At 66.4% G+C, this 19,154-nt stretch carries 7 protein-coding genes; all 7 read left to right on the top strand.

The window, feature by feature from the left end:
• Window position 1: 1 nt before the first annotated feature.
• Window positions 2-2,191, top strand: a complete 2,190-nt coding sequence (locus BT173_RS12535; protein WP_072429002.1) for a phage tail protein — start codon at window positions 2-4, stop codon at window positions 2,189-2,191.
• Complete coding sequence (locus BT173_RS12530; protein ID WP_072429001.1) at window positions 2,188-3,723, top strand: hypothetical protein; 1,536 nt, start codon at window positions 2,188-2,190, stop codon at window positions 3,721-3,723. Before BT173_RS12535 ends, BT173_RS12530 begins: the two co-directional genes overlap by 4 nt.
• Window positions 3,716-5,803 carry an AAA family ATPase gene (locus BT173_RS12525; RefSeq protein WP_072429000.1) on the top strand — a complete coding sequence of 696 codons (2,088 nt, stop codon included), beginning with the start codon at window positions 3,716-3,718 and terminating at the stop codon, window positions 5,801-5,803. The genes BT173_RS12530 and BT173_RS12525 overlap by 8 nt, the downstream gene beginning before the upstream one ends.
• A gap of 81 nt (window positions 5,804-5,884) precedes the next feature.
• On the top strand, window positions 5,885-7,261 hold the full coding sequence (locus BT173_RS12520; protein ID WP_072428999.1) for a hypothetical protein: 1,377 nt from the start codon (window positions 5,885-5,887) through the stop codon (window positions 7,259-7,261).
• Window positions 7,262-7,307: 46 nt separating this feature from the next.
• Complete coding sequence (locus BT173_RS12515; protein ID WP_072428998.1) at window positions 7,308-8,600, top strand: hypothetical protein; 1,293 nt, start codon at window positions 7,308-7,310, stop codon at window positions 8,598-8,600.
• Between the two features lie 2 nt (window positions 8,601-8,602).
• Window positions 8,603-12,016 (top strand): hypothetical protein, encoded by a 3,414-nt coding sequence (locus tag BT173_RS12510; RefSeq protein ID WP_072428997.1) that lies wholly within the window; start codon window positions 8,603-8,605, stop codon window positions 12,014-12,016.
• A gap of 45 nt (window positions 12,017-12,061) precedes the next feature.
• Window positions 12,062-19,150, top strand: a complete 7,089-nt coding sequence (locus BT173_RS12505; protein ID WP_072428996.1) for an eCIS core domain-containing protein — start codon at window positions 12,062-12,064, stop codon at window positions 19,148-19,150.
• Window positions 19,151-19,154 lie beyond the last annotated feature (4 nt).

The following is a 19,154-nucleotide window of genomic DNA, read 5'->3' as shown; positions in this document are numbered from 1 at the left end:
GATGAACAGCCTGCGCGCCTCGCTAAGCCCTGCTGCCGAAGGCCTGCGCGAAATGCGTGGGCGCAGCCATTGGCTACGCTGCGGCTTTGTGCAGACTGCGCTGCAGGATGAAGTCGTCACGCTGGCGCCCGATGCGCTGGGTGCGCAAAGCCTCGATAGCGCGGCGTCGTTCAGCGGTGGCTTCGCTGGCCTGAGCTTTGATCGCCATTGCCGGGTCTTTCACCCGCTGGCGGACGGCCAGCTGGAATGGCTGGCCTGGGGTAAGCAGACCCAGCTTGGCATTCCCGCCGATATACCCAGCCCTTACCCGCTCAGCGGCGCGGAAAGCGAGAGCGGCGACTTCGGCAGCGCGGCACCGCTGCCCAAAGCAATCGTCGCCCTGGCCTGCGACGAGGCGGATTATCTGTATGCGGCCGATCCGCTTACCCCGGCCATCTGGCTGATCGACAGCTGGCAGGCCGAGATCGCCCGTCAGATCGCCACCAGCGGCAGGCCGCTCGATCTATGTGCGCAGCAGGGTCGCGTATATGCCCTGCTCGATACGCCGGCCTGGCTGTCGCTCAGCCCCTGCGATGCACCGCAGCTGCTGCCCTGGCCCCTGAGCCTGCCGGCGGCCGAGCGGCTGGATGTGGCCAGCGATGGACGCGCCTTCGTGCTGCTGCAGGCCGGCACCGCGAATGCCGAGCTGCGCTGCCTGCACGACCTCTCACTCAAGCTGCCTGTACCTTTCTGTACCGACTTCCTGATCGAAGCGCCCGAGGCCGAGCTTGGCATGCGCATGGTGTTTGCGCGCCGTCCGGGCGAGGACTTTCTGTGCCAGCGCCTCTTGGGTCGGCATTTCTCGCCGCTGCCCGGCCTGCATGCAGCCGGCTACGACGGACGCGGCATTGCCCGTGCGCCGGATGGTCGGATCGCCTACTGGACTGCGCGCGGTCTGCGCCATGCTGCACCGGCTCGTGCGCGCTATCACACCCAGGGGCGGGTATTCGGCTTTGCGCTCGATAGCGGCCTCGAACAGACCCGCTGGGGCTTGATACGCCTGCAGGCCTGCATCCCGCCCGGCACCAGCTTGCGCGTGCGCTGCTATAGCCGCGATGAGCTCGATGATCTACAGCCCTTGCTGCGCACGCCCCCAGCCGGCGAGGCGCTGCAGCCGATTGCCGAACCGGCACTGAGCCCGCTGCCCGAGCAGGCCATGCTCGATAGCGATGGCGGGCCAGGCCAGGCGCTCTATCTGGATAGCTCGGCCCGCCCGCTCAGCGCGCCACTGCCGGACGGCTTTGCCGATTACGAAGCGCCGGTCTGGTGCGCGCCAGGGCGCTATCTGTGGCTAGTGTTCGATCTGAGTGGCACGCGCAGCAAGACGCCGCGCCTGCGCCGCGCCCAAGTTGAGTACCCGGGCCATGGCCTGCTTGGCCAGCTGCCGCGCACGCTCTGGCGCGAACCGAGCGCGCAGGACTTCCTGCAACGTTATCTGGCGCCCATCGCCGCCATGCTGGGCGAATGGGGCGCTGTCAGCGAAGGGCGCCAGCGCCTGCTCGACCCACGCGTGGCACCGGCCGAGGCGCTGGATTGGCTGGCCAGCTTCGTGGGCTTGGCGCTCGACCCGGTCTGGCCCGAGGCGGCGCGCCGTCGTTTGATCGCCGAAGCGGCCGCGCTGTTCCGCCGCCGCGGCACGTTGTGGAGCTTGCAGCGCATGATTGAACTACTGATCGGTGCCCAGTCGGTGCTGATCGAAACCTACCGTCTGCGCGGTGGCGGCGTGGTTGGCAATGCCGAGGCGACCGCCTCGCGCTCGGTGCTGGGCAGCGGCTTCCGCGTGGGTGGCAGCATAGGCCGCGATGGTGAAACCGCCCTGCCGGCCGCGGCCGAGCAGCCCTTCGAAGGCTTTGCCCACCGCTTCAGTGTGACCGTGCTGGCCGATCTGGACGAGGAGGCACTGCGCGCAGTGCGCAAGCTGATCGAAACCCATAAACCCGCGCACACCCTGTTCGATGTGTGCACGGTGGCAGTGGGCACCCGGGTTGGCGTCGGCCTGCATCTGGGCCTGGCCTCGGTCATCGGCAAGAGCTCGGGTTTCGACCCGATGATTCTCGGCGACGCGGTGCTCGGCAAGGGCTATACCCTGGGCCGGCCCGAGCTGGATCGACGCGCGCCAGAGGCTGGTAGTTGGCAGGGAGACGGCCCATGAATACCGTGCAGATTACGCGCTGGCACAACCGCTATCGCAGTAGCACCCCGCTGCCGGCCGACAAGCTGGCGCGCTGGAATGCCGCCCTGGCGCAGATGGATGCCGAATTCGAACTGGGCATCGCGCCCGAGGAATACGTGCTGATCCGCCATCTGGCCTTGCGGCTACGCTGGGATGCCGAGCGCGGCGAGCTCGAGGCACGCAGCGACTGGCAAGCGGCCCTGCAGCGTGCCTTGCAGACTGCGCTGCGCGAAGGCGGCGACTCGGTGCTGCGCTACCCGAATCGGCGCACTGCGCTGGCCGATATGCTGTATCGCGCCGCCTGCAGCGATGGCAGCCGCAATTGGGCCTGGTGTCAGCTCGGCTGGTTGAGCAGTGCCGAGACCTCGCCCGCCCAGCAAAGACTGGCTGCCGTGCAGGCCCTGCTGGCCGAACCCGAGGCGATCTGGCCAGTACTGGCCCGCCTGATCGAGGCTGAGGACAGCAGCGGCGCGCTGAGCGCGCTGCTGCACAGCCTGCCCGCCGAGGCTTGGCTAACCCTGCTGGCCGCCTGCCCGCTGACCGAGGCCTATCTCCCCTTGCTGCCCCCGCTGGGCCGCCTGCCGGCACTGCTGCCGCCGCTGCCCGAGCAGCGCTTACTCTTGCGACTGCGAGCCTGCTGTCAGCGCAATCCTTGGTTGGCCCAGCGCCAACAGGCCGTGCTGGCCTTGCTGCATATCGCGGCGGCCTGGCCGCTCAGCCTGCCCAGGCATGCCGCTGGGCGGGATGCGCTATTGGCCGCGCGCGTGGCCAGCGCTTGGCTGGCCGTCCTGCCCGAGGCGCGATCGGGCGCGCCAGCCCGTGCCTCGGCGCGGGCCGCAAGTGGCTTGTCTTCCGGAGCCGGGGCAGAAGCCGGCAGCGCCCTTACGGCGCAAGCCTCCCACGATCTCGTCAGAACCATAGCGCCGGCGGAGTCAGTGCCCGCAGCCAGTACCGCGCCAGAAGCCATGTTGGACGATGCGCCCGCGGCCATCAGCGTCGATCTACCCAGTTTGCCGCCGCTGCCCGACGGCGCCGAATGGTGCGACAGCCAATGGGGTGGCCTGCTCTTGCTGCTGAATCTGCTGCCGGCCTGCGGCCTGCTCGAGCCGAGCAGCGCGCCCGGCGCGGCCGAGCCCGAGGATGTCGTCCTGCAGCGCCTTTGGCACCTGGCCACCGCGCTGCTTGGCGTGCCACCGGATGAGCCGGTGCTGCGCGTGTTCTGCGCGGGCTGGCGGCCGGAGACGGCCGAGCAGCCGCTGGATGTACAGACGCTCGACACTGCGCTGCAGCCGATCTGGACCCGCCTGCAAGCCTGGTTCGCCAGCGAGCTACCTACGATTGCGCTGCCTGCCCTCTGCCAGCGTCCTACGCGTTTGCGCATCGAAACGGCCTGGGTTGAGGCCTATTTTCCGCTTGATAGCGTGGACACCGCGGTGCGGCGCGCCGCGCTCGATATCAATCCCGGCTGGCTGCCCTGGCTCGGTTGCGTGCTGAGTTTTGTCTATGAATGACCGCGTCTCCAGCCAGCTGGCCAGCCAGCAAGGTCTACGCACCCGCACCCGCCTAGCCGCCGCGGCGGTGGCCCTACGCCTGGCCCAGACCGTGGCTGCGCGCGAAGGCCTGCTTGCCCAGCTTGATCCGGCGGCAGAAGCGGCCAGTGGCGGTCTGCCCGCCGCCTTGCAGTTCGTGCGCCGCCATGCGGCGGCACAGGGCTTGGCACTGTCCGAGATCACGCAATGGCGCGCGCAACTAGCCGAGCTGCAGCGCGCTGACCTGGAGCACCCACTTGCTCGCCTGCGTGCACTGGCCGCTAATGCCGATGAGGCTGCGTTGATCAGCGACCTGAGCCTCTTGGCCTGCCTGCCAGAGCTGCACGAGGGCTATGCCAGCCTGTTGCGCGAGCTGCACCCGAGCGGCCAGCCCTATGCCAGCGTGACCCTGGCCCTGAGCTGGCTGGAAGCGGAAAACCCGGCCGATGCCGGCCTGCGTGACCGGCTGGACAGCCTGTTGCATGACACGCCGCTGGCCAGCCTGGGCCTGCTGCGCCTGGAGGGTGACGGCCCCTGGCATGGCCGGCTGCTGCGCCCGGGCCCCGCGCTGTGCGAGGCCTTGCTCGGCAATCCGCCCCGCCTGGCCCAGGCCGAGCTGCTGCCCGGTTTTCGCGAAGTGCCGGGTCTGCAAGACTGGTTGGCCCAGCCCGATAGCCAGCGCGCGATTGCCGCCCTGGCGCGCGGCGAGGCCTGCGTGATTGCCCTGCTGGGCAGTAATGAGGCGATGCGCCACACGCGGGCGCGGGCGTTGCTGGGCGCGGCGCGCGTGGCAGCCCTGTATGGCCGCCTGCCCATTCAGGTGCCCGAACAGGCCGAGGCCCAACTGCGTGATCAGTGCTGCGCCGCGCTCGCTCATGCGGCCGTGCCCTGGCTGGCCCTGGGGGATGGCGAGGACAGCGCACCACCACCTGGCGGCAAGCGCCTGTACTGGCGCTTGCCGCTGCTGCTCGACGCACGTGCCGAGCAGGCGCTGCCCAGCTTCGCGCTGCCGCTGCTGACCCTGCGCGTGGAGGCGCTGCCGGCCACCGCGCGGCGCGCGATGTGGGCGAGCCTGCTGCCCAATCTGGCCAACCGCGCCGGCCTTTTGGCCGCCCGCTACCCCCTGGAACCGGATGAGGCGCGCGGCATTGCCGATGATCTGGCACTGCGCCAGCGCATCGAGGCACGCGCACTGGATTTGGATGATGTGGCCGACAGCCTGCGCGCACGCGTGGCCTGGCGTAATCGGCCCGGCGTGCAGCGCGTGCAGCCGCAAGCCGCCTGGCAAAGCCTGCTGCTACCTAGCCAAGGCCTGGCTCAACTGGAACAGGCGGTGCGCCGCGTGCACCAGCAGATTACCGTGCTGGACGACTGGGGCTTTGCCCAGGGCCGCGCCGGGCGGCGTGGGCTCAAGCTGCTGTTCCACGGCCCGCCCGGCACCGGCAAGACACTGGCGGCCGAAGCCATGGCCAAGGCGCTGGGCATCGACCTCTTGGTGGTCGATATCGCCAGCCTGGTCTCGAAATGGATAGGCGAGACCGAGAAGAACCTGGCGGCCGTGTTTGAAGTGGCCGAGCACGCGCGCGCACTGCTGCTGTTCGATGAGGCCGATGCGCTGTTCGGCCGGCGCAGCGAGGGCGGCGATGCGCATGACCGCTATGCGAACCTGGAAACCGCCTACCTCTTGCAACGCCTTGAGCGTTTCGAGGGCGTGGCGGTGCTGACCACCAATCTGCGCGCCAATCTGGATGCGGCGTTTACGCGCCGTTTTGACCATATCGTCGAGTTTCCCGAGCCCGACCTCGCCACCCGCTTGCAGCTATGGCGCCTGCATCTGCCCGCTGATGCGCCGCTGGCAGCCGATGTGGACCTGGCTGAGCTTGCTGACTGGTATGCCATCAGCGGTGCGCAGATACGCAATGCCACGCTGGCCGCGGCTTTTCTAGCCGCCGCCGACGCTGGGCAGATTGCCCAGCGGCATTTCCTGGCGGCGATTGCACGTGAATTCGAGAAGGCCGGGCGTGCCCATCCCGGCTTTCCCGCGGGGCGCCAGCATGGCTGAGCGCTCGCCCACCCAGGCCACCACGTTCCGCCCCGCCCTAGGCGCTGCGGCCCTGAACTGATAGCAATAGCAGGAGGAAGCATGCCCACCCCTACCACCCTGAATGGCTTCTGGAGCGAGGAAGTGGCGCGGCAGCAAGCCAGCCTGGCCGCGGCCCGCCTGCAGCAGATCCAGACCCAGACCGAGGAGCAGGCTGCGCTCGCGGCCTTTGCCGCCAGCGCCAGCGCGCTGCAGGCGGCCAAGGACAAGGTTGAAGCCTGCCGCAAGCAGCTGGCGGCCATTGCGCTGCCGGCCGATAGCGCGCCCGTGCTGGCCCAGATGCGCGCCGCGCTGATTGCCGCACGCCAGGCCGCGGCCAGCCATGTGCGCAATGCGGCGGCCCAGCGCCGCCTGGCCGAGCAGCGCCAGGCCCAGGCCGTGGGCGTGACAGCGGCCGAACAGGCGCTGGCCGCCGCCCAGCAGGAGAAGCAAGCGGCTGAAGCCGCCAGCGCCGTACGTCAGCCCTGGCTGGCTGGGGCACTGGGCGGCCTGAAAACCAATGCCCAGGCGGCGCTGACTGATCTGGAGACGGCCGCCCGCGCCAAGGTGGAGGCCGATCTGCCCAGCCATGCCAATGATGCCCGCAGCCTGCTCAAGCAGGCGCGCCTGCGTGCCGCGCTGGCCGCCACAGCCCAGACTGGGCAGGCCGAGCTGGCCGCCGGCGTACAGGACGCCAGCGCTGACTGGCAGGAAGCCAGCGGCCGCAAGGCCGACAAGCTGGCACGCCTGGCGGCCAGCTTTGCCTTGGCGGTGGCGGCGCTGGGTCGCTTTGCCCAGAGCCAGCCGAGCATCGATCAGGCGCGCGCCAGCCTGCAAGCACTGGCCAGTCTGGCCGGCTCGGCGCTGAGCGCCGCCCAACAGGCCGAGCTGTTCGACCCGGCCCAGCTGGCGGCACGCGAGGCGGCGCTGGAAAAACTGGCGGCCTGCGACGACAAGCGCCGCCTGCGCGATGCGGCGGAGAACGCCTACCAGGCCGGCTTGTTCAGTGCACGCTTTGCCGCGCCCGATAGCAGCGAGGCCGATCTGCAGGCCTTGCCACCGCTCAAGCCGCTGTTCGACGCGCGCAATACCGCCCAGGGCCAGCTCGATAGCGCTGAAACCGCGCTGGCCGCCGTGGCTGGCGTGCTGGAAAGCTGGTTCGCCGCCGTGCCCGAGCCGGTATGGGAGCGTCTGGAACAGCTCGATGCGGCGCTGGCCACGCTGAAGGCCATCAAGGACAGCAATATCACCGATCTGAAAGCGGCGGTCAGCAATGGGGAAAAAGCGCTGGCCGAGGCGCTGGATGCGGCCAGCCTGGAGCGGCGCCAGCTGGCCGTGCTGCACGACGCGCTGGCGCGCCGCGAGGCCGAAGCCCGAGCCGGCATGGATCTGCTGTCTGGCCGGCAAAGGGCTGCCCTACGCTTTATTGCACCTGTTTGATGCATGACTGAGACCCAAACCGGGTCTGGCTTAAGGAGAGCACGCGATGGGATCAGCCGAAATCACAGCCTCTGGTTGCGCCTGCGGCGGCAGCTGTGACAGCTGCGCTGGCAGCCTGCCCGATGCGCCCGACTGCGCCATCCACTACCACTTCGGCATGTTGCTGGGGGTGGAGGACTTTCGCGCTGAGCAGGGCTTTCACCTCGGTCATGCGCGCCGCCACCAGCGTGCCTTGCATGGCTATGGCGTGGTGTATGGCTACGCGGTCGAACACGATGCGGCCAAGCAGGAACTGAAGGTGCTGCCCGGCCTGGCAGTGGATAGGCGCGGGCGCGATCTGGCCCTGGATGCCGCCCAGTGCCTGAGTCTGCCGGCCTGGTGGGACAAGCATCGCGGCGACGATGCGTTTGCCGAGCTGCCCAATCTGGACGATGTCACGCTCGACCTGGAGGTGGTGCTTTGCTACGCCAGCTGCCTGTCGCGCCCGGTGCCCGCGATTGCCGACCCCTGCGCGGGCGACAATCAGCCCGGCATCGCCTATTCACGCATCTGCGAAGCACCGAGCCTGAGCCTGCGCCGTGCCCAGCCCGCGGCCGCCGCCAGCGCCCCGCCCTATCGGCTGTTGCGCGTGCTGCTGGGGCTGGCCGCGCCCGAGCCGGCCGATAGCTGGCTGAGCACCGCCCAGGCCGATATCGCTGCCCTGCCCCCGGACGAACGCGCGCCGGCCGAGGCTGCGCTGTGGCAGGCAGTGCTGGCGCGCGCCACGGCCCACACTGCCGACCCACTGGATGCCCTGGCCGATGATGACCCGGGTTGCCTGGTATTGGCCCGCTTGCATGGCCTGCATCTGTTTAAGGATGCGCAAGGCTGGCAAAGCAGCCTGGCGGCCGCGCCCGATATCGACCAGCGCCCTAGCCTGCTGCCCAGCCAACTGCTGCAAGCCGCCTTGCTGCGACCCGGCGTGGCTGCACCTGGCATCCCCCTGGGCGGACCAAGGTTGAAGCCGGGCGGGCTCAGCCGCAGCGGCACCAGTCTGCGTTTGGACTTCGACCAGGACCTGGCCGCCGCCAGCGTGAGCAGCAGCGTCTTCAGCGTGCAGGCCTTTGGCCCGGCAGGCTGGAGCCCGCTCGCCTATAGCGATCCACCCAGTTACAGCCCAGCCAGCCGGCGCGTGACGTTGAATCTGAGCGCCCCCGTGCCGGCCGATGCCAGCCTGATCCGCGTCACCGTGCGCGGCAGCGGCACCACACCGCTGCTGGGCGCCAATCTGCTGCCAGCCGGCGCCCCTAGCCCAGACCAGGATGGTCTGGATATTTCCAACCAGATTGCCGGGAGCTGACCATGCCCAACGACAAGGATACCCAGGCCCTCGCGGCCGCCGCTGGCGTGCAGGATGGCGTCGCCCGCATCGAACAAGGCACGCCGCTGACCCGGCTGCACTATTTCGATGGCAAGTTCCTGCGCGCCGATGCGCTGACCCTGGAGCAGGACTACCACCGCAAGCTCGTGCAGCTGAGCAATCTGGCCGGCGGCTGGGGCGTCGTGCATGGGCTGGGCATTAGCCTGGCCCAGGGCCAGCTGGCGCTCAGCCCCGGCCTCGCCATTACGCCCACCGGCAGCACCGTGCTGCTTAACCAGGGTTTCAGCGCCAGCCTGGCCGAGCTGATTGCTGCGGCCCAGCCCGCCCCCACGCATGGTCAGGATGACTTTGCCGACTGCGACTGCAGCGCGGGGCCGGGCGACGAGGGCAGCGCGGGCGAAACCTATTACGAGATCACCGTCGGGCCGCTGCAGGGCCTGTGCGGCAATGAGGAGGTGTATGGCAAGCTGTGCGAGGACGCCTGCGTGACCGATACCCAGCGCCCCTACTGGCGCGAGGGCCTGGTGCTGCGCCTGCGCCCATTCAGCCTGCCGCTGCCCACCAGCAGCAGCCAGCCCCTGGCGGCCATCCACGAGCGCAACCGGCTCGCCTCGGCCTATTTCAAGGCCGAACCCTGGCTGCGCGCCTCGCTGCTGTCGGCCAGCGGTCTGTCCGGCCCGCTCTGGTGCAATCCGGCCAGCCTGTACAACTGGGATGAAGTGCCGATTGGCCTGCTGGCGCGTCAGGGCGACAGCATCCGCTTCATCGATGCCTGGAGCGCGCGGCGCGAGCGCATGGACAGCCAGGCGCGCGGTTACTGGCAGGGGCGCATGCGCATGCGGCCATGGAATGTCTTCCTTGCCCAGATATTGCAGTTCCAGTGCCAGTTATCGGGCGTGTTCAAACCCGAGAGCGGCGACTTCGACCCCTTGGACGACGACTGTCGGCGCCTGCGCGAACTGCTGCTCGACACGCGCCGCCAGCTTGAACTAGCGCGCCAGCACTATGCCGAGGGCAACCAGCAGATACTGAGCATGCTGGGCGAGGAGTCGGTGAAGATCGACAGCGCGCTGAAGAAGCTCAAGCAAAGCGATAAGCAACTTGGCCACCTGGCCGAGCAGCTTGGCGATGGCAATGAGGCCGGCATGGCGCTGCCCAAGCAGCGCATGCTGCTCGGCGCGGGTTTCGTCGAGTTGCCGCCGGCCGGCTATCTGCCCGTGCAGCCTGGCAAGCAGCCGGTGAACGAGCAGCTGCAACGCATGTTCGGCGAAGGCGTGCTGCTGCACTTCTGTGCCGCGCGGCCCGATTTCATCCCGCACGAGGTGGAAGCCGCCCAGCATATGGAGCGCATCTCGCTCACCCGCGGGCTGGATAACCCGAACCAGAAGGAAGAGGTGGAGATCTTCGTGCCGAATGGCGAGGTGCTAGCCGCCCAGGGTCAGGCCGATGGCCTGTACTGGTTCGCCGATATCGACCTCAAGTTCATGGATGCCTTCAAGGTGGACAAGGCCGCGAGCGCGCTGAACGGCGAGCTGAAGGAAGCGGCCGGTGCCGCACCGATCTACAGCAAACGCATGCAGAGCATGGCCAGCCAGGCCGAGGCCGTGGATACCCAAACCGGCCTGAGCGGGCTGGCACGTAGCCGGTGCAAGGACAATGGCGGCGCCGAATTCACGCTGATCTGCCAGCAGAAAGTGCTGTTCAGCCGCAGCGTGGCCGCGCCCAAGGGCAGCACGGCTGGCGGCGCCGACGGCCAGATCGAGATGTGTGCCGGCCTGCCCGGCTTCTACCTGGGCCTCGATATCGATAGCGACCCGTTTGCGCGCCGCGAGGGCGAGATCGTCGGCGGTGATTTCGAGGCCAGGCTGGGCATGTCGCTGACCCTGGAGCAGCAGGAACGGGTATTCGGCTACACGCTGCAGGGGCCAGCGCGTCTGCGCATAGAAAGCGTGTTCCGTGCCGCGGCCGATGTGGATGCGGTGGCGGGCGAACTGAGCCTGTTCCCGCAGATGCTGGCCTTCAAGCAGGGCGAGGCCGACCCGGATGATGAACCCGACCAGCCGATCACGCTGGCCGTGCTGCTGTTCCGCCAGGGCGATGCTGGCCAGGGCCGGGTATGGATAGAGATCGATCTGCCGGCCGTGCAGCGCTTGGGTCTGCGCGGCGAGGCAAACTGGGGTGGCCAGCCCCGTCTGGCCGAAGTGGGTCTGCGCCGCCGTCTGGCCGCGCGTGAGCAGTACCAGGCCACGCATTACGCGAGTGGCTACACGGCTGGCCAGCAGCGCATGCTGGATGAGGATGGTGTATTCGCCCCCATCCTGACCCTGCGCGAGATGGCGGCACTGCCGGCAGCCGAGAGCCCGCTGCGCCTCGATGCGCTGAATGCGATTGCCACCCTGGCCGATTACACCGCCAACCCGGCCTTCCTGGCCCGCGCCAAGGCCAGGTTGTTTCCGAATGTGCAGGCCAGCGGCCCCTTGTTGGTGCGCGCCAGCGAGCCCTGGGTGATGTTCCGGCGCCGCCGCCACAGCAGCTGCGATAGCTGTTGCACCGCGGCACCGGCCAGCACGGTGGAAGCGTTCCAGACCTGGCATCTGCAGCTGGAGGACCTGGGCCAGCTGGCGGCACTGAGCGAGGCGATAGATCAGAACGATGTGGCGGCGCTGAAGGGCTACAAGTTCAAGCGCGTCAATATCCTGCACTACCTGGACGAATCGCAGACGCCGATCGAGCTGCAGCAAAGCGTGCGGGCCGACTGGAAGAAGGCCAAGCCGGCGCCGAATGTGCTGCTGGGCCGGGTATGGGAAAGCGCGCCGCGTACTGGCCAAGGCTGGCAGAACCACTACCGGCTGCGCCGCCTGGTCGGCTGGCTGGATGGTCTGCTGCAGCCACCGCAACGCGACACCATCCACGCCCTACCGCGCGCGCCCGGTCCGCTCGACGACAGCCAGTTTGATGGCGGCATGTTGTTGGTGACAGGTGGAAAAATACCGACTGAGCCCGTGGTCACCTTGCATCGCGTCATCCTCGTCCAGCAGGAGATCTATGCACGCGTACAGGCGCAGCTGAAGGCGAAGGACACGAAAGCCTGGGTTGAGTTGACCACGCCCATCTCACCCAAGCTCTTACGTGAGCTGACGGTGAAATTCATCGATGGCCAGTTGCCCGCGGCCGAAGCGGCAGCGCTGACTACTTTTGCTGCTGCGGCGGTGGGCATGGACGATGCCGTGCTGGTGCGCGATTCGGCCCTGCCGGCAGCTCAGATGCAGGCGGAACATGAGGCCATCATCAAGGCGCTGGATGCGGCTGGTGGCGGGGGCAACTTTGACCTCAATCTGGCCAATTTCGGCCAGCCCAGGGTCGCAACCCTGTTCCCGGTCGAGGGCCTTAACTAACCGAGCGCATCCACAGGCGCTGAGCGTGCAATATGAGGTAATGCCATGGGCAGCCAAGTCGCAAGCGAGGCCAAGAAGCCGGCCGGCAAGGCGGGGGGCGCCAGCCAGCCCGCTGCCGCCAAGGGAGGCAGTGACAAGGCCGCAGGGCCTGCCGGCAAGGCGGATGCCAAGTCGGCAGATCAGGCTGGCGCGAAGGCGGGCGGCGCCGGCGCCAAGGCAGCTGATGCCAAGGCCGGCGCGGCCAAGGGGGCGGAGGCCCAGCCTGGTGCGCAGGGCCCTGCAGCCAAGAGCGAGGGCGCGCAGCGCTTTGACCGTATGGCGGTACGCGCCAAGCTCAGTGTGAGCGAGCCGGGTGATGCGGTGGAGCGCGAGGCGGATGCCGTGGCCGACAAGGTGATGCGCATGAGCGAGCCAAGCAGCAAGCCAGCCGCCACCAGCAGCACGGCGCCGCAGCTGAACCGCGCCCCGGCCGCGCCCGACACCGCCGCCGGCGGCGCCAAACCGGCCAGCGCGCCGGCTGGCGGCGCAGCTGCCGCGGCGGGCGATAAAGCCGCCGCACCTGCTGCGGGCAAAACGCCTCAAGCCCCCAAGCCGACCAGCACCGGCGGCACCACGGGTGGCCGCGCCACCCAGGAGAATGCCGCGCCCGATATCCGCCGCGCGGCCGCCAGCGACAGCAAGGCCGATGCGCCCAGCGTGCCGGCCGACTTTGCCAGCAAGCTGGGCGAAGGCCAGGCGCTCGACCCGAATACGCGCAGCTTCTTCGAGCAGCGCCTCGGCCATGATCTGGCCGATGTGCGCATCCACCACGATGCGCAGGCCGATAGCGCCGCCAAGCAGATTCATGCGCGCGCCTTCACCTATGGCCGACATATCGCCTTCGCCGCCGGTCAGTTCCAGCCGGGCAGCCAGGAAGGCAAGCAGCTGCTCGCACACGAGCTGGCCCATGTGCTGCAACAGCGCCAGGACGTGGTGCCGCGCCAGATCATGCGCAAGCCAGCCGCCGCAGGCAGCGTGGATGTAAAAGGCGTGGCCATACCCGGCTTCAAGGCCCAGCACTACAGCGGCAAGGAATTCACCCGCCCGGCCGGCTACAACCGCAAGGAGGAAGGCTCCAAGCAGATATCCACCTGGCGCAAGGCCACCAAGGGCGCGCGTGACAATTTCGCCAAGGACCTGGGCCTGAACGAGGCCGGCATCTATGTGGCCGTGCCCAAGTCCAGCAAGCTCGACGCTGACAATAAGGAGGTGCTGGTCGGCCCGCCGAAGGAGATCGGCGAAATCGCGCGCAAGCCGCGCTGGGACGAGAGCGGCAAGGGTGAATCCTACGATGTCGACCATATCATCGAGCTGCAGATAGGCGGGCCCGACCAGGACGTCGAGTCGAATCTCGAGCTGCGCGATGCGTCGAGCAACCGCTCCTCAGGCTCCAGCATCGATGCCTCCATCACCGGCATCCTGAAAAAGATGAGCGATAAGGAAGGCGGCGACCCGGAGAAGATCAAGGCCAAATACGACCTCAAGTATTCCGACTTTGCCGCAGGTGCGGCCGGCGGCAAGAGCAGCTGCTGGAGCATCAAGCAGATCAACGACCAGGAGCCGGCCAAGAAGGGGCTGAATATCTACGACCCCGACCTGGCCGCACCCAGCGGCAGCGCCCTGCCCTGGCCGGCCGGCGTGGACAAAGAGCCCTTCTTCGGCGGGCCCGATCTGTTTGTGCTCTACCCGAGCAAATCGGGCGGCGCACCCAAGCAGATCAAGCTCGATGCGAGTGGCAAGCCCAAGGACAAGAGCATCCTGAATGCGGACTGGATCAAGGGCGTCAAGCTGTCGAGCTTCGATCTGAATTTGTCTGGTGGGGCGGAGAACGCTGGCAGCCTGAAGGCGCAGATTGATATCAGCCAGCTGCAGAACCCGAATGGCGGCAATGAGATCGACCTGACCATCAAGCGCCTGCCCGGCAATGGCGCCAGCCTCAAGCAGGCTGGCTATATCAATGTGATCGGCGCGGCAGGCAAGATCGCCAAGGCCTTCGCGCTGAAGGAAATGAGCCCGATCGATATCGTCGAGTTCGATATCCTGCCCAGCGGCCTGTTCATCCAAGGCGTGGTCAATCCCAGCCTTGGTCTTTTCCAGGGCACCACGCTGGACCTGATCGTGGAAGGCACCGATCTGCGCGTGCAGAAGACCTTCACCGGTGACGAGATCAAGCTGCCCGGTCCCTTCAGCATCACCAGCAGCAGCCTGACTGTGGCTCTCGGTACCAAGTCGGGTTTCAGCGCCACCGGCATCGTGTTCTTCCTGATCAAGGGCCTGGGCGAGGGCTCGCTCAAGGCCACCGGCAAGATGGCCAGCTTCGCCATCCGCGGTGATTTCGAGTTCGACAAGAAGCTGTTCGACGCCCAGGCCAAGCTCAGCCTCAGCTATGTGAAGGAAGGCGAAGCGGGCAAGTTCAGCGGCGAGGCCGATCTGAAGATCGGCAAGGACAAGATCAAGGGCATCAAGAGCGCCACGGTCAACGCCAAGGTCGAGAACGAGATCTTTACTGCGGTGGGCAAGGCCGAGACCGATATTCCCGGCATCAAGTCGCTGGGGCTCGCCATCGATCTGAAAGACCCTGAGCATTTCTCGGTGCAGGGCGATGGCGAGCTCGAGAAGCTGCCCGGCATACAGAGCGGCACGCTGACCATGAAGCTGGAGCGTAATGGCGAGAACTGGTCGATTTCCGGCGCAGGCGATATCTCGCCGGCCATTCCGGGCGTCAGCAGCAATATCAAAGGCACTTACAAGGACGGCATCGTCTTGCTCAAGGGCCAGGTCGGCTTCAAGTTCGGTGCGGGTGACCGGCTCAAGGGCGATATCACCATCGGGGTGACCAATGGCACGGTGGATGAGGCCGGCAATGTCTCGGGCGAAGGCGGCAAGAGTTTCAAGGCCTTTGGCAAGGGCGACCTGACGCTGAAGATCAGCGATGGCATCAGCGGCACGGTGACCCTGGTGCTGAAGGAGGATGGCTCGGTCGAAATCGGCGGCTCGGTCACCGTGGCCGACCGCGAGCTGTTTCCGCAGATTCCGGCCGGCGACAAGGCCAAACACAATCTGCTCACCATCAAGACCCCGGAAATTCCGCTCTGCGGCATCACCGTGGCCGGGGTCGGCGTGGCCATCGTCTTTTATGCCACCGGCTCGGTCGATGCCGAGGCCTCGGTCGGCCCAGGCAAGCTGAAGAACACCTCGCTGACCATTGCCCCATTCAACCCGGCCAATATCAGCATCGATACGCTCAAGCTATCCGGCAATGCCGACTTCGAAGTCCCGGCCAAGGCCGGCATCGCGCTGACTGCCACCGCCAATATCTCGGCCAAGGCTCTGGTGGCCGAGCTGGGCGGCGCGATCGGCATTACCGCCGAGGCCGGCATCCCGGCCGACCCGCCGCTGGTGAAGGCCAATGCCAAGTTCAGCTGGAGCCAGGCCGAGGGCTTCGACCTGGAAAGCTCGGCTGCGCTGAATTTCCAGCCACAGCTAAAGTTCTCGCTCAGCGGCGAAGTGTTCGCCAAGCTCAATGTGGTGGTCGACACCATCACGGTATGGAGCCGCAAATGGGAGCTGGGTAGCGCCTCCTTCAAGCTGCCGCTGTCGGTCACCGCCTCGGCCAAGCTCGGCTACAACAGCAAGACCGGCCTGCGCTTCGATCCGGCCAAGGACATCTCCATCCCCAAGCCCGAGCTGTCCAGCGACGACTTCCTCAAGCTGCTGAACAATGAACCGGCCACCGAAACGATACAGAACGAGCCGAAGGGCGATGGCCGTACGGTTCCGCCAGCCGAGGTCAGTGCGCCAGGCGCCACGCCCGACAGTGCCACGGATGGCAGCGCCAGTCGGCAAGTCATGCGCTCGGAAGCAGCGGCCAGCGGAACTGCTGATCTACCTACAGGTGTGGGTGAAAGCGATTTGGCGGCACTCGGTGATGGCCAGCCACTGGACCCGGATACGCGCAACTTCTTTGAGACACGCATGGATCAACCGCTGGATCAGGTACGCATCTATCTGAGCCCAGCGGCCAATCGTCTGGCGCAGAGGCTGGATGCGCGGGCCTTCACCGTCGGTCACCGGGTGGTCTTCGCTGCCGATGCCTACCAGCCGCAAGATCCGGCCGGCCAGCGCTTGCTTGCACATGAGCTTGCGCATGTGGTCCAGCAAGATCACGGCGTGGCACGCCAGATCATGCGTAACCCACCAGGCCACGGTAGTACTGGGACTTCGAGCGCCGGCGGCACAGCAGGCACGGCTGAGCCGCCTCCAACCGTGGAACAGGCGCAACGCCGCCTGACGCGCCTTGAATTGCCGGCGGGCAAACAGCGCCATATGCATCTGTATCGCCGCTGGAAGGACGAGGGGAAACTCAAGAATGGGCCCAATTATGATCGCGATAGTCACCCTTCGGCCCAGGTCAGTAAGTGGAATACCGCGGTTGGTAATCTTGATAGCTTGCAGACGGAATTCGACCGGCTGGGATTTAGTGGCCGCACCGGTACGACCCAGCGCACCTTGACGTTTAGCGGTGGTCATCAGGAAACGAAGTCGCAGACTGACTGGATCGACTTCTTCAAAGTGCCCAAATGGAACCGCCAGGGCGAATGGCAGACGCATCGACTGGAGGTGGATCATATCGTTGAGCTGCAGTGCGCGGGCTGGCATACCGACCCCTCCGGCGATACCGCGGAAAACTACGAGCTCTTGAACAAAAGTGTGAATGGGGATTCCGGTCGCACCATGTATCGCAGCATGGTGAACAACAAGCTTGATCTGATGCAGGCCGAGTGGCGCGCGGCGCGCGCGGCGGGTTCCAGTACCGGGGGCATGCCCACTTACGCACAGGCTCGCGAGCAACTGCGTACCGATGGCATCGTGTTCACCGATGTGACGGGTGGCGGTGGGCGCGGCGATGCGGGCACCACCTTCTTTACCGTGGACGATATCCGTAGCGGCGAACAGCTACGGGTGATCAATGCCGCGCCACCCCCGGCTGGCGCGGCCGGCTCGGCCACCAGCTTCGTGCTGGTGGCTGGTATAGGCGGAACCCAGATTGCCAGCTTCAGCAAAACTGCCAGCCAGACCAGTATCAATGTCAATGGCGTCGCCAAGCGGCGCTTGGCCGGTGTGTCTATCGATACCATTACCCTGAATGCCGACTACAGCTCAGCTGCCGCCAATCAGCAGATTGGCCAGCTCAGTGGCAATTGGGTCTTGCCGGCGGGCTTCACGCCGCAGAATGCCCCCTGTACCTTCAATCTCAATTCCGCCAGCCAGTACTCGGCCTATGTGGTGCCCACCGCCACGTTGGCGGTGGAAAATGCGGCGCTTTCACCCGTCCAGTTCAATGATATTTCGGTTGATGGCAACAGCATTGCCGCGCAGGGACAGCTCACGCCCAGCATTCCTTTGCTTGGCACTACGCCGATTGAGGTGATCTGGGCCAATGGCGAGATGGAGTTCGGTAAGACCTTTACGGCCAGCGATCTGAATTTCAGTTTGCCCGGCATGACCATCGATGAAGCAAGCTTGGGGGTGTTTTTCAGCCGCAGTGGTTTTCGTGCGGAAGGCGGGCTGGACTTCACCCTGAACCAACTCGGGCGCGGTTCGCTCAGCGCCGGTGTGGATAGTCGCGGCCGCTTTTCAGCGGAAGGCAGCATTCAGGTGGATAGCACCGTGTTTGACCAGGCCAATCTGCGGCTGTGGTACCGGGAAGGCCAGTTCGGGGGTAGTGGCACGCTGGCCATCACGCAACCCGGTCGTATACGCGGGGTCAATGGCGCAAGCGTCAATGTCACGGTAGAAGGCAGCCATATCAATGCCCGCGGTGATCTGCAGCCGGCCATCCCGGGAGTACAGAACGCCGCACTGACCGCCGACTACCAGGCCGAACGAGGGCTGACCGTGGCAGGTGATCTGGTTTTGCAGGACTTGCCAGGCATACGTCAGGGAAATGTTCATGCTCAGCTGGCACAAGATGCCGGGCGCTGGAAAATGTCGGCCAGCGGTACGGCAATTCCCAATTTGCCTGGGGTGGACTCAGAAATCACGGTCAGCTATGAGGACGGCGCCTTCGACGGTCAGATCAGTGTCGACTACGCGCGCGGTATTTTCTCTGGCAATGTCAGTGTGGGTCTCACCAACCGGGCGGTATCCAGCGATGGCGAGCTAGAGGGCGGCGCAGCGGAAGGAGATGCCGCTACAGCCACCGACACGCTGAAGATCTACGGTGCAGGCTCGGTCACGGCTCGGCTCACCGAGTGGTTGCAAGGCGGCGTGGGTGTCAAGGTGCGACCGAGTGGCGATATGCTGATCAGTGGTCATATCGGTTTGCCGGAACCTTTGACCGTGTTTGACCAGTATCCCTCCCCCGAAAGGGCGAGGCGCGAGCTATTCCGTATGCCGACGGTGTCAGTGCCGCTGATTGGCTTGGCAGTGGGCGGCAACACCGTTGGGCTGGCGCTCACGATCAATGGCCGGGTCAATGGCTACGCCCATATTGGTCCCGGCAGGCTGACCCAGACCGAAATCCGTATCGAGGATTACAACCCTGCCGAGCCGGACAGCCTGCATATCACCGGGGATGCCCAATTCAATCTACCTGGCGTGGCTGGCGTGGAGGCCTCACTCGATGCAGGGGTCTCGCTCGGCGCAGCCATTATTCGGGCTACCGCCGGGATCAATGTGGCGGCAGCAGCAGAGGTGCGCGCTGACATTAGCCCCGCGGTAAACCTGGACTGGACCCCCGCTGCCGGTCTGCATTTGCATGCCGACCTGTCTGCCTCGCTGAGCCCGCAACTGCGCTTCGGCCTAAACGGCTATGCCGAGGTGGTGGCCGATGCCTTTGTGACCAGCTTCACGCTATGGCGCAAGGACTGGAATCTGGCCGAGCGCAGCGTGGGCAGCAGCCTGGCGCTGGGACTGAATGTGCCAGTCGACTACTACAGCGATGGGCGTGGCGTGGTGTTCGACCCCGAACAGGTCAGCTTCCAGGTGCCCGAGCTGAATGCCGACACCTTTGCACAACTATTGAACGAGGGCGGCAGCGAGCGCAGCGAACGCGCGCCGGCTGACGAAGCTGGGGAGCGGCGCGCAGCTTGATACG

Source organism: Chitinimonas taiwanensis DSM 18899 (genome assembly GCF_900119825.1).
In the GTDB taxonomy this organism is placed as follows: Bacteria; Pseudomonadota; Gammaproteobacteria; order Burkholderiales; family Chitinimonadaceae; genus Chitinimonas; species Chitinimonas taiwanensis.
Note: the sequence above shows the minus strand (reverse complement) of the source record. Positions and strands in the feature narration are given on the sequence as shown.